Annotated in this window: 10 protein-coding genes; 5 read left to right on the forward strand and 5 right to left on the reverse strand. The window is 39.9% G+C overall.

The window, feature by feature from the left end:
- Positions 1–190: 190 nt before the first annotated feature.
- The 3 genes from G3T18_RS22385 to G3T18_RS22395 all read right to left on the reverse strand — a co-directional run bounded on the left by G3T18_RS22385 (position 191) and on the right by G3T18_RS22395 (position 6,167).
- Entirely contained in the window at positions 191–1,921 is a 1,731-nt protein-coding gene (locus G3T18_RS22385; RefSeq protein ID WP_224412817.1) for an ABC transporter permease, read from the reverse strand.
- A 58-nt stretch (positions 1,922–1,979) separates the two neighbouring features.
- On the reverse strand, positions 1,980–2,930 hold the full coding sequence (locus G3T18_RS22390) for an ABC transporter ATP-binding protein (protein ID WP_224412818.1): 951 nt from the start codon (positions 2,928–2,930) through the stop codon (positions 1,980–1,982).
- Between the two features lie 840 nt (positions 2,931–3,770).
- Positions 3,771–6,167 (reverse strand): glycoside hydrolase family 31 protein, encoded by a 2,397-nt coding sequence (locus G3T18_RS22395; protein WP_224412819.1) that lies wholly within the window; start codon positions 6,165–6,167, stop codon positions 3,771–3,773.
- 325 nt (positions 6,168–6,492) lie between these two features.
- Between G3T18_RS22395 and leuB the strand changes: the two genes are divergently transcribed.
- Positions 6,493–7,578 carry a 3-isopropylmalate dehydrogenase gene (gene leuB / locus G3T18_RS22400; protein ID WP_224412820.1) on the forward strand — a complete coding sequence of 362 codons (1,086 nt, stop codon included), beginning with the start codon at positions 6,493–6,495 and terminating at the stop codon, positions 7,576–7,578.
- 369 nt (positions 7,579–7,947) lie between these two features.
- Positions 7,948–8,157: a hypothetical protein gene (locus G3T18_RS22405; protein WP_224412821.1), complete on the forward strand. Its 210-nt coding sequence runs from the start codon at positions 7,948–7,950 to the stop codon at positions 8,155–8,157.
- 137 nt (positions 8,158–8,294) lie between these two features.
- On the opposite strand, the gene G3T18_RS22410 is transcribed toward G3T18_RS22405, so the two are convergent.
- Positions 8,295–9,395, reverse strand: coding sequence for a DUF6745 domain-containing protein (locus G3T18_RS22410; RefSeq protein ID WP_224412822.1), 1,101 nt, complete (start codon positions 9,393–9,395; stop codon positions 8,295–8,297).
- Between the two features lie 119 nt (positions 9,396–9,514).
- On the opposite strand from G3T18_RS22410, the gene G3T18_RS22415 reads away from it, so the two are divergent.
- Genes G3T18_RS22415 through accD form a run of 3 tightly spaced genes read left to right on the forward strand, consistent with a single transcriptional unit; the run spans position 9,515 to position 11,559 of the window.
- Positions 9,515–10,336: a prepilin peptidase gene (locus tag G3T18_RS22415; protein ID WP_224412823.1), complete on the forward strand. Its 822-nt coding sequence runs from the start codon at positions 9,515–9,517 to the stop codon at positions 10,334–10,336.
- 54 nt (positions 10,337–10,390) lie between these two features.
- Entirely contained in the window at positions 10,391–10,606 is a 216-nt protein-coding gene (locus G3T18_RS22420) for a DUF2007 domain-containing protein (RefSeq protein ID WP_224412824.1), read from the forward strand.
- 38 nt (positions 10,607–10,644) lie between these two features.
- A complete protein-coding gene (accD, locus tag G3T18_RS22425) occupies positions 10,645–11,559 on the forward strand; it encodes an acetyl-CoA carboxylase, carboxyltransferase subunit beta (protein ID WP_224412825.1) in 915 nt (304 codons plus the stop codon).
- 49 nt (positions 11,560–11,608) lie between these two features.
- On the opposite strand, the gene G3T18_RS22430 is transcribed toward accD, so the two are convergent.
- Positions 11,609–12,460, reverse strand: a complete 852-nt coding sequence (locus G3T18_RS22430; protein WP_224412826.1) for a DUF2382 domain-containing protein — start codon at positions 12,458–12,460, stop codon at positions 11,609–11,611.
- Positions 12,461–12,677: the final 217 nt, after the last annotated feature.

The following is a 12,677-nucleotide window of genomic DNA, read 5'->3' on the forward strand; positions in this document are numbered from 1 at the left end:
CTCTTGCCAAAATCCCATACCAAATTATAAGTTTTCTGCCTACCTATATATGGCGGCTACTATTTCCCATTATCAAAAATAACACAATTTTAGAAATTTGTCAATATTTTTTAGACAAATGTCGTAATGAGGGGTAAAAAAATTGAGGACTGGTAATGTAACCAATCCCCAACTGAATTAAAATCTTAATTTAGCCGATTGTAGCAGAAGCGCCGGAACGAGAAGACCATAAAGCTTTAGTTTCCGACTCCCCAGCTTTTTGTAGCTGTTTAGTCATCTGGAAATTAAGTAAAACGATCGCCGTCCACTCGCCTAAAATAGCTAATAAAATTGTCGCTGTCTTCGCATATTCAGTAGCGACCACAGGTACAAACGAGAATAACCAAACTCCAGGAGCTATAGTAGGATCGACGCGGAACACAGCAAAGCAAATCAGGGGTAAAATCATAGCAGCGCCAACCGTACCCGCAGCCCAAAGCGCGCGTTTTCGCGTTTTCATCAGCAAAAGCGACTGCGCGATCGCGGCATAAAGTAAAGTAATACTAGCAGTCAGTAGCAAACCGAACAACAAAGGAACTTTATATTCCTTCAGAGGTAAAAGCAGCAAACAAGGAATGACGATCGCACAACTAATAGCTAGATTAACAGCGATCGCCAAAGTTGCCGGACTTTTTTCACCCCAAAGCAAATCTTTCACCACATTGCGACGTTGAGAGGGATTTTGGTGGCGAAAACGCGCCCAATCGTATAAAGTTTGACGATGAGGACTCAAAAGCGCGATCGTAGCTAAAAACAGTATAAAACCAAAGCCAAACAACACCGCAAAATTAGCAAACATTCCCTTGGAGTAACTTCCCCAACTCGGATTTTGGAGCGTAAAACCGAGTAAAATTAGCGTCAAACTACCCGTAACCAAATAACTTTGTAACTTACTCAGCAAAGTCTTATGAGAATCGTGGAAACGACGTTGTAAACCTTGCCAAAACCAGTAACTCCAGAAGAGATAATTAACACAGGTAAAACCGATACCCGTAACTGAATTTGACCACAAATTCAGTCCAAAAATTTGCAACTCAGCCAAATCTTTGAGATACAAATGATTCACCATTTCATGTGACATACCAGTTGCATCAACCAGATAAGGTAAAGCAACCCCAGGATATAACTGTATCAACCAATCAACCGAATTACCAGCAGTTGGATCTGGATTCATCACTATTGCTGTCATCACCGAAACGAAAAACAGCACCGCACCACTAGCAAACCAAGCTTGAAAATTACCTAAACTTGCACTTACCAATCCATAGACTAAAGCACCACTATAGAAGAAAGCGCAACTAGCAGCAAGGACAACATAGAAACTCAAAATCAAGTGTAGAGGAATTCCCGCAATTAATCCCGCAGCCAAATGCAAAGGTAAAGCTAGCAAACCAAATAAATAAAGTAAAACAGGTACGCCAAGAATTTTACCAGTCAAAATGCTGAGCGTGGTTTGGGGACTAAGACGAATAAAACCCAGAGTACCGCGACCTTCTTCCCTCGATAGATCCGAGATTAGCATATAAACGCCAACCACCAATAAAGCGAAGATACCGATAATACTCATACAAACAAACAAATCCAGCCACCACAACTGCCGATTGATGGTACTAGAAAGTAAGTTACCCGCAGCATCCTTCAAACAAAAGTTATCAATGTTAGGATAATAATCCGTATTTGGCGGATGAGCGTCAAGACAATAGCGGTCAGACGAAGTATGTTTAGTAGGTAGTAAACCCCTGTAAAACAGGTACAATAACACCTGACCAACCACAGATAAACCTACTGTAATCGCTACCGGACGCATTTTCAGCCGTCCTTTCAATTCCCGGAAAAGCTGGGGATTCCATTCACCCAAGCGATCGATTAAGCTTGATAGCATCGTCAATTCGTCTCCCAATATTGTAATTAGTTGGTAGAAACCTTGGAGAAAAGCATCTCTAGGAAGCTTGTTGATGTCCTAATTTCAGGAAAATCGTTTCTAAGTCTTCTTTGATAGAGTGAAACTCAGTTAAAGGAATTCCAGCCGCAATTAGCGATCGCAACAACTCTGCACTATCTTCTACTCCTCCTGTAAAATTAACCTTAAGACTCTTTGTTCCTGCGATTAGTTCCCACTCCTGGACAAAAGGATTATTTCTCAATTCTGCTTGTAAACTCTCCAAATCACCAAGAGTTGAGACAATAATCTGCTGATGAGACAAACGGCTATATAAATCTGCTAATGTAGTGCTTTCTACCAGATAGCCTAATTCCATAATGCCCACAGAAGAACAAAGTTCCGCTAAATCGCTGAGAACATGAGAAGAAATCAGGATAGTCATCCCTGCTTCCTGCAAAATCTTGATAATTTGACGAAATTGCATTCTGGCGATCGGATCTAAACCCGAAACTGGTTCATCTAATAGTAGTAAAATCGGTTCATGGATAATTGTCCGCGCAAGACTCAAACGTTGCTTCATCCCCCGCGACAGCGTAGAAATCAAGCTATTGCGCTTATTACTTAACTGTACCAGTTCCAAAACTTCATACAAACGCTGACGACGACGCGGTTGTCTAAGCTTGTATAACCTCGCAAAATAATCCAAATAATCCCAAACAGTCAAATCATCATAGAGAGGATAATCATCCGGGAGATAACCCAAACGCTCCTTTAGAATAGGATTACTATCATCGCGACGCAAAACTTGACCATGAATGTAAATTTCTCCCGCAGTCGGTTCCTCAGCAGCAGCTAACATTCGGATTAGCGTAGTTTTACCAGCACCATTAGGTCCAATTAAACCATAAACTTCGCCACTATCCACCTGCAAATCCAAATCGCGAACCGCAATATATCTGTCAAATTGTTTCGTCAGTCCGCGAGTATCTATCGCCAGTTCTTTTACCATAAACGTAACTCTGGAGTGGGCTGTAGAGTTAAATTATTGCCAGCTTAACCTGTTTTCTCCCGATCTGTCATGAGTGTTGCCGAAATTGAAACTGCTAAGCTGAAATACTCACAGATGTGTAGACTACTCTTCAACCATTTTTCAACACAATCAAGACTAACAAGCTAATTTATCCTCGTTTCTCTGTATTTATCTACAGTTCTTAACTGTCAATCCGGAAAAGATGATAAAATTAGACAAATATCGCTTGTATATAAAATAAAAATCGCTACTCACAAACTTAAATTAGAAATTAGCGAATCTCTGTTTTAAAAGTTAGAAAGGCTTGCACAAGCGACAAATCGATCGACTGAATCTCTGGCTATTAATTGTCTAGTCCATTACTCACCTCATGTTGCTGAAGAAGTACATCAACTCGATCGACTTCTTGAAGGAATTAATCCCGAAAATCTTCATGAAGAAATTGATTTTGTCGAAGCAGTAGGTCGTGAAATTTGGTAATTATCAAAGCTATACTCCTCAAATATAAAAGTTAATTCATATTTGTCAAGTACCTGCAATAAATATTAATACTTCCCAATCGACTAAGCTTTTAGTTAAATTTAAACTTAATTTTTCGACCCAAAAATTACCTTATTACTTAAGTTACTCGACAATCATTGACAAACACAAATTCAAGACTAACAAGCTAATTTATCCGCGTTTATCTGTGTTCATCTGTGGTTACTAATTAACTTAAAAAGAGAATTTTCACTTGAGTTACTCGACAATCATTTATAAATAAAAATTCAAGACTAACAAGCTAATTTATCTGCGTTTATCTGCGTTTATCCGTGGTTCCTAATTAACTTTAAATTTAATCTTTTCAAAAGGCTGACATTCCCAAAAATCACCTTCAATTTTAACTTCTTTTTCATCAATCCAAGCTCCCTCTACATTCAAACCATGAACATAAATTTGCAAGCTTTGATAACCAAAAGGATAATCTCCTGTTTGTTCCCAAACTAACTCTAATATATCAGCATAGCGCCGCATTTCAAAATTATCTAAACGCCATTCTTTGTAACCATCACCAGCATCGCTATACAAATTAGCAAAACTCGTTTCTTCACCCACGGGAGAGTAAAGATGCAAAATTAATTTTTCCTCTGCTTCCATTGGTAAAATACTTCCCGCTTTTACCAACAAAGGAATAATTTCCCAAGGTGCTTCGAGCTTAATTGTACTATTTCCGGCAAAGACAGTATCGTCCCAAAAATTATAATAATCACCCGCAGGGAGAATAACTTGGCGATCGCGCACTCCTTCCTCTACAATTGGACAAACTAAAAGCGCGTCACCGACAAAAAATTCATCTTCCACATCCCAAAGTCGCTCATCTGAGCTATGATGCCAAAATAAAGGACGCACTGGTGGATAACCTTTTTCAGTCGCTTCCCAAGCTAAAGTATAAAAATAAGGAATTAAGCGATACCGCAAATGCAAATATTTCCGCGTAATCTCAAGTATCTCTTCCCCATAACCCCAAGGTGTACGCGGTTTCACATTATTTGCTGAATGAGTCCGGAAAAACGGCAAAAATGCCGCCATTTGAAACCAACGTAAATATAATTCCGGTGTAGGATTACCTTTAAAACCACCAATATCTGGACCCGCGTACGGAATTCCTGATAAACTCATTCCTAGTACCGTGGGAACAGTTAAGCGCAAACCCGACCAACTGGTTTCCACATCACCAGTCCAAGTCCAAGCATAACATTGTAAACCAGCCCAACCCGAACGTGAGACAATAAAAGGACGTTGGTTAGGACAATATTCTCGCAAAGCTTCATAACCTGCTTTAGCTTGCATTAAACCATAAAGATTATGCGCTTCCAGGTGAGTACCACCTCTACCTTCGAGAAAATGCTGCGTCGGTGTCGGTAAAGTCGCATCTCCCCAAAGAGTAAATACACCTGGTTCATTCATATCATGCCAAAATCCACTGACACCTAAATCCAGTAAATATTCGTATTGACGACTCCACCAATGACGAGCGAGAGGATTGGTAAAATCAGGAAAAGCACACATTCCGGGCCACACCGGGGCGTGTAAAATTGTACCATCGGGAAGTTTGCAAAATACATCTTGAGCAATTCCTTCTCGATAAAGCTGATTGTTATCGTCTTTTTTTACCCCCGGATTGACGATCGCGATCAATTTCACATTTTTTGCTGCCAATTCTCGGTTAAAATCAGAAAGCTGAGGAAAGCGATCGGGGTCGATGGTAAAGGAACGAAATTGATCTTTACAATCAATATCGAGGTGAATTGCGCTGACTGGTAAGTTATGAGTTTCAAACCCAGCAACGACTTCTCTAACCTTCGCTTCAGTTTCGTAACCCCACCGAGATTGATGATAGCCAAATGCCCAACGAGGAGGTAAAACAGGATAACCTGTTAACTGAGCGTATCTAGTTAATAATTGTGGTGGTTCGCCAATGGTAAAGTAATAACGTAACGCACCACCTTCAAAATAAGCTGTAGCTTCTTCGTTAAACGTAAAATAACCCAAATACGAGTTTTCATAGAAAATTAAATAACTGCCTTGCTGATGTAAACCAAGGTAAACTGGAATGCAAAGATACAGAGGGTCAGTTTCAGAAGTATAAATTCCCCCAGCATCATAATGCCACATTTTATAACTTCTTTCTGGTTGCGCTCTTAAATTCAAAGAAGCAGCTCTTTCTCCTAAACCATAGATATGTTCTTCGGAGTATAATTGTCCTTGGTGTTTCCAGGCTTCATTTTGACGTTGAGGTGGTAATTCTTGACGAATAATTTTACCATCGGGATTGGCAAATTCTAAAGAACCATCAGAGGCAATTTTGACTTTCAAGTTGGAACTAGAAATGATAACTTTATCGCTATTGTTCTCAAAACTTGTCTGGACATCTTCCCAGTCATCACCAGCAATAGCATAAGCTACGGGAAGAGTTCCTGGTTTCCAGTCAATGCGAACAAAATCAGGAGTAAGGAAGGAAATTTCCAGTTCAGCTTGCTCAAATTTTAACTTAGCACCGTTGTTAACTGGTTCGCTAGTGAGTAAATTTCCTGGTGCAACCAAATCATCTTGCGGTTGAGGAGGAGAAAAACGACGTTCGACGCGATCGCGCAATCTGGAATAATATAAAGAACCGAGAAAGCGCTTTAGTTTGATTGGACGTAGATTTAAGGCAATTTGCTGATAAAGATTCATCTTCTGTCAAATTAGCACATAGCTGAATTTCTCAGTTAACAGTTAGCACGTAGCCGCATTTACCAGCGAACAGTTATCACGTAGCCGCATTTACCAGCGAACAGTTAGCAGTTAGTAGTTTATCAGACTATTCCTCCCCAATTCCCAATCCCTAATCACCAATCCCCAATACCCACCTGCAATTAAATTTTAAAGCCCTTCGGTACACTCAAAACCTTAAGCAAGATTAAATCTATCTTTCGTCGTAGCCTACAAAATTCAAATTCCCAAACACCAAAAGCCAAGGTAGGATATAAGATTGGCGAATTTTTAGGCAAAATAAACAATGAGTGGGAACTACCGCATTACTTTACTTCCTGGGGATGGTATTGGTCCAGAAATCATGGCTGTTACAGTAGAGGTGTTGAAAACTATCGGAAAGCAACACCAGCTTGAGTTTCAGTTTCAAGAAGCACTTATTGGTGGTGTTGCAATTGATGCGACAGGGAAACCTTTACCAGAAGACAGTTTAGCAATGTGTCGTGATAGCGATGCGGTACTTTTAGCAGCTATTGGTGGTTATAAGTGGGATAATTTACCTCGCGAACAACGTCCAGAAACAGGTTTATTAGGTTTAAGGGCTGGTTTGAGTTTGTTTGCAAATCTACGCCCTGCGACGATTTTACCTCAGTTAATCGATGCTTCGACGCTAAAACGAGAAATTGTTGAAGGCGTGGATATTATGGTAGTACGCGAACTCACAGGTGGTATTTACTTCGGACAACCCAAAGGGATTTTTGCGACGGAAACTGGGTCAAAACGCGGTGTAAATACAATGGCTTATACTGAAGCAGAAATTGACCGCATTGCGAAAGTTGGGTTTGAAACCGCGCAGAAAAGAAGCGGGAAACTATGTTCGGTTGATAAAGCGAATGTATTAGACGTATCTCAATTATGGCGCGATCGCGTTACTGATATCTCTACTCAATACCCTGATGTGGAATTATCTCATCTTTATGTCGATAACGCCGCCATGCAGTTAGTTCGCGCACCGAAACAGTTTGATACCATCGTTACCGGAAATATGTTCGGTGATATCCTTTCTGATGCCGCAGCGATGCTTACTGGTAGCATTGGTATGTTACCTTCTGCTAGTCTAGGTGCAGAAAATCCTGGTGTTTTTGAACCCGTACACGGTTCCGCACCCGATATCGCAAACCAAGATAAAGCTAACCCTTTAGCGCAAGTTTTGAGCGCAGCAATGATGTTACGCTACGGTTTAAATGAACCCCAAGCCGCAGCTAAAATTGAAGCAGCAGTCATGCAAGTTCTCGATCGCGGTTATCGCACTGGTGATATTATGTCTGAGGGTATGCAGCTTGTCGGCTGCAAAGAAATGGGAGAAGCTTTGCTCAAAGCATTAGCAGCATAGCTATTCGCCATTTAAAAGCTATTTTCAGTAAATGCGAAATCTTGGTAGTGCGACCATCTTGGTCGCTACTCATACCATTTACATAAACTAATGCTACAGACGCACCCCCTGTAGAAAGGTTGCATTTTAGTCTCTACACAATTTAAGGTAGCGTAGATAAAGCAAATTGGTATCAGATACAATTCAAATACGATCTCGCTTCGCAACAATTTTTGGCAAATCTTGATTATTGTGGGTAGAGACGTAGCATTGCTATGTCTCTACAGCGCAACCGTCGCTACATCTGTACTTATTAACCAAATGGGAAATTAAACAATAATCGTCGAGTAGGTGTTACTATCAGGTCAATCACTAAATCTTTGAACTGATATGGCGGTTCTTCCGGTGTTGCTAGACCCCACCACGCTTAAAGCTGCTCAAAGGATTTATCGTACTTATTTGGAAGTGCATAAAAATAGCACTCAAACTGCTTTAGGTGTTGTAATTGACCCTTACACCTTACGAGGTTTTGTTATCCTCCGACGTAAACCAGCTTTGTTACCAGGAGAGTATTTTGTGCCAATTGAACAGTTAGAATAACAATTAGCAAATATTTCAGCTTCGCTGGTGTAGAAATTTAGCCTAGTATGTCTCTAGCTAGCATCATAATCTTGTCGAGACTTTGCCTGCAATGTCTCTAAATAACATCTCTAAATCAAGCCAAATTACCTATTTGATTAAGTCTGAATGGAAAATTCATTTGGGTCTATTCCCCAGTTTATCCAAGTAATTGCTTCTTGGGCTGTTTGTAAGGTTGGGGGAACTCGCAGAACATGAATTTGTCCCGTACTCGGACAATTCATTTTTAATAGTTGAATTGGTTCGATATCAAGTTCGTCATTTATCTTTAACAGTTCGTATTCTTGCCAAGAATCTAAACAAATTGTTTGCAAGTCTTGACAAATTTTCTCGTAACCGATTCTTTGAATTAATACTCGTCGAAGTTCGGCGTTATTTTCTTCTAACAGCCATTTTGCTTGCCACAAATTCGGACTAATTTTACCATATTTTTCTGGCAAAGTTACCCCATGATAAGCATAGACTTTAAATCCATCAGTAAATTCAATTGCAGGTTTACCTTCTGCGTGGAGAAGCTGTTGATTATCAAAGGAAAGTTGCCGAGGACGATCGCAAATTAAGCAAAGATTTTTATAAGGATAAATCCAGCCACAATTTAGACATAGTTGTTCGAGAAGATTTGCTAACCAATGTTTGGAAGTAGGTTCAATTACCGAAAAATAGTAAGCAAATACGGCACAATTTAAAGCTAAAAATTCTGAGTAAATATAGTTATTTAATCGTAGCCAAAAGCCGTTGATTATTTGACTAACTTCTATTTGAGCATCAACTAAATTTAATAAATAAGCATTTAATTTTAGGCAATACTCTTGCAAAAGTAGATAATCTATCGTCGGAGTAAAAATTTCTTCATAGATCGAATTCATTATTTCTCTTTTTGTTTTATTTGAGCAAATAAAGCTTTCAATTACGTGGTTTAGCTTATTCCAAATATAAGCAGATTGTGGTTTACCAACTTGATTGATACCACGATCTGAATCGCTAGCAATCCACAATTCTAGAATAGCTTCATAAGGACTATTACAGAAAATTATCTGTGGTTTATTTTTACCGAGAAGGTTATAAAGAAGATTAACTGCTTCGGTTGCTTTTTCTTTGTCAATTGGTTTAGTTGATAGGGCAATTTTGCACCATTTTTCACGATAAGCTGAAATTAGGTTTTTTTGTTCGGGAGTTAACTGGTTAATTTCTTGATTCATCAGGAATAATTTTTCCTAATTTTCATTTATTTTTATCTAATGTAGAGACGTTGCATGCAACGTCTCTACAGATTTAACTATATTAAAAATAGATAGTTTCCCTTGTTGTCGGGTGTGAAATGGACGTAATTATTATTATCATTGCTGTAGCGATTGTGTTCGCATTTGGTGCGGCGATCGGTAGTTTTCTTAATGTAGTTGTATACCGCATTCCTGCAAATTTGTCAATACTTTTTCCTGCTTCTCGCTGTCCTCATTGCTTGCATCAGTTGGGAAAACGCGAGAATATTCCGGTTTTCGGGTGGTTGTGGTTGCGGGGGCGTTGTCGTTGGTGTAGAAGTAAGATTTCGCCGCGCTATCCTGTGGTAGAAGCGGTGACAGGATTAGTGTTTCTGGCGGTATTTTTTCAGTTTGGCGTAAGTTGGCAAACTTTGGGTTATTGGGCGTTTTTAAGCTGGTTACTGGCTTTGTCTTTAATCGATTTGGATACGATGACATTACCGAATGTGTTGACAAAATCGGGTTTAGTCGTGGGTTTGGTGTTTCAAAGTACGATCGCCTGGCAAGAAAATGCTAACTTAGCGGGGGTAGCAACAGGATTAATGAGCGCGATCGCCGCAGCCGTGTTAGGGATCTGGTTATTAGATATCATTACATTTGTGGGCTCGATCGCCTTCGGACAAGCAGCGATGGGTGGCGGTGATGCGAAACTAGCCGCAATGATAGGAGCTTGGCTAGGTTGGCAATATCTGTTATTATCCGGATTGATCGCTTGTGCAACCGGAGCATTTATCGGTGGTGGCGCGATCGCAGTTGGTTTACTCAGTCGCCGACAACCAATGCCTTTTGGTCCATTTTTAGCGCTAGGAGCCGCCTTGACAGTTTTTTGGGGCGAGATTATCTTATCTAGTTATTTAGAGTTATTTTTTCCCCTCAGTTAAAATTCTTTAGCTAGTTTAAGAATAAACAACCAACGGCAAATAACTATTGATAAAATGAATTCTGTATCATGGATTACGCTAAGAACAACTAGCGCTCGCTGGGAAGCAGAGTTAATGCAGCAATTACTAGCAGCACACGAAATTCCCAGCCGAGTCGTCAACTTAGGCGTTGGTTCTTATTTCGGACAAGGAACTCCCGCAGCTTTACAAGTACGTTCCCAAGATCGATGGACTGCTTTATTGTTGTTGAGTCCCCCGGAAGAAGAATAAACAAAAACGTTCAAAAATTTTTAGTAAATAATTTTTTCATGTCCCTATTTGATTGGTTTGCAAATCGAGAAAAATCGGAACCAAATACTCAACAAAAACAAGAAAGAGAGATTGCAGATGGTTTGTGGAGTAAATGTAGCGCTTGTGGCGTTTTAGCTTACACCAAAGACTTACAAGCAAATCACATGGTTTGTAGCGAATGTAATCATCATATGTTGGTTGGTTCCTCCGAACGCATTCGCCAATTAATTGACGATCGCACTTGGAAAGCTTTAGACGAATCAATTCATCCCACCGATCCTTTAAAATTTCGCGATCGCAAACCTTATAGCGATCGCCTCCACGACTACCAGCAGAAAACTGGTTTAATCGATGCAGTCAAAACTGGAATTGGGAAACTTAATAATCTCGATGTCGCGCTGGGAGTGATGGATTTTCGCTTTATGGGTGGAAGCATGGGTTCTGTCGTCGGCGAAAAATTGACTCGCTTGATCGAACAAGCAACCAAAAATAGCTTACCAGTAATCATCGTTTGTGCATCTGGTGGCGCGAGGATGCAAGAAGGAATGTTGAGTTTAATGCAAATGGCAAAAATCTCCGGTGCGCTGCAAAAACATCGGGAAGCCAAGTTACTTTATATCCCCATTTTGACTCATCCAACTACTGGAGGCGTAACTGCTAGTTTTGCCATGCTAGGAGATATTATTTTAGCCGAACCAAAAGCCACGATTGGCTTTGCGGGAAGAAGAGTAATCGAGCAAACGCTACGAGAAAAGTTACCAGAGAATTTTCAATCGGCAGAATATCTGTTAAAACATGGTTTTGTAGACGCGATCGTCTCTCGTCCTCAACTCAAGAAAACTTTGACTCAATTAATTCGCTTACATCAGCCCGTAAGTCCAGTTTTTACCGATGCCAATGCCGAAAATGGACATCATCATGTCGTAAGTTAATTAGAGAATAATTGTAGAGTGGGTAATTTTCCACTCTACAAAGTTTAGCTTAAACGCGATCGCGCTTAACTACAGGCTCACCTTCGACATTAACTTCTAATTCTTCGCGACGTACTGTTTCTTCTGCTTCTTCTACATCGCGCTCAATTTCCTTCCGCACCCCAACTTCTTCGCGAACGTAAGCTTTTTTATCAATATCTACTGATTCTTCGTAAACTTCCATCCGCGCAACTTCACCTTCTTGGAATTCTACTGACGTACCGGGTTCTACTTCTCGCGCTTCCGAAACAGCGTTACGTTCGATAACTACGCGCTCTTTTTCATAAGGTACGGAAACTTTTGCTGTTTCAGCTTCAACGCGCTTCCCAACCGCAACTTCACCAGTTTTGAAACGTTCTTTGTTGGTAACTAACTGTTCTTCATACAACTTAAGAATTTGGTGCTTATCTTGCGCGATCGCATAAAGATCCGGTTCGTGTTGATAGCTATAATTCTCGCTAGTATAAGCGTTAGCTTCAACCGTAGCTAAACCAGCTTGCATCGCTAAAGGTCGATAAATACTACGCACCATTTCTTCATAGTTGTAGTCAACTGTCATGTTTTCATCATACAAAGGTAAGTGTTCCGCCTGTTCCTTGGTCAGCGCAAGTACCTTAAGGCGCTGATTCTCGTAATCAATTTGTGCTAAACCAACAGGTAATAAGACTTTTTTGCCAAAAATCCAAGATTCTAGATCGATTACAAAATAACGAAAACGCCCAGTGGCATCAACTAAGGCATCATAAATAAAGCCAATTTTTTCTTCTTGCTCGCTATAAACTTCAAAACCTTTGATATCTTTACCGCCAAAAATTTCTTCTTGGTAGTTAGTATAAAAATCGCCAATTTTCACTAGAGCCATAAATTTTTTCTCCTATCTAACCTAACTTTAGTTTGTTTCACTTACTCTTAGATTGGAAAAATATAGCGATAATTTCATCTGACTATTGAGGGAGAAGACAAATTTTATGTTTGTTAGCTAAAAAAACAGATATTCCCCAATTAATTCTCAAACTTAATCTTTAGCTCGAAAAAAGTAATTTATTGCTTCAGATAGAGGCAGAAGAAATTAGGAGCTA

Origin of the sequence: Oscillatoria salina IIICB1, from assembly GCF_020144665.1 — a bacterium.
In the GTDB taxonomy this organism is placed as follows: Bacteria; Cyanobacteriota; Cyanobacteriia; order Cyanobacteriales; family SIO1D9; genus IIICB1.

Coding starts and splice junctions, on each gene's coding strand:
- G3T18_RS22385 (WP_224412817.1), bottom strand. CDS start 1,921: ATGCTATCAAGCTTAATCGATCGCTTGGGTGAATGGAATCCCCAGCTT.
- G3T18_RS22390 (WP_224412818.1), bottom strand. CDS start 2,930: ATGGTAAAAGAACTGGCGATAGATACTCGCGGACTGACGAAACAATTT.
- G3T18_RS22395 (WP_224412819.1), bottom strand. CDS start 6,167: ATGAATCTTTATCAGCAAATTGCCTTAAATCTACGTCCAATCAAACTA.
- leuB (WP_224412820.1), top strand. CDS start 6,493: ATGAGTGGGAACTACCGCATTACTTTACTTCCTGGGGATGGTATTGGT.
- G3T18_RS22405 (WP_224412821.1), top strand. CDS start 7,948: ATGGCGGTTCTTCCGGTGTTGCTAGACCCCACCACGCTTAAAGCTGCT.
- G3T18_RS22410 (WP_224412822.1), bottom strand. CDS start 9,395: ATGAATCAAGAAATTAACCAGTTAACTCCCGAACAAAAAAACCTAATT.
- G3T18_RS22415 (WP_224412823.1), top strand. CDS start 9,515: ATGGACGTAATTATTATTATCATTGCTGTAGCGATTGTGTTCGCATTT.
- G3T18_RS22420 (WP_224412824.1), top strand. CDS start 10,391: ATGAATTCTGTATCATGGATTACGCTAAGAACAACTAGCGCTCGCTGG.
- accD (WP_224412825.1), top strand. CDS start 10,645: ATGTCCCTATTTGATTGGTTTGCAAATCGAGAAAAATCGGAACCAAAT.
- G3T18_RS22430 (WP_224412826.1), bottom strand. CDS start 12,460: ATGGCTCTAGTGAAAATTGGCGATTTTTATACTAACTACCAAGAAGAA.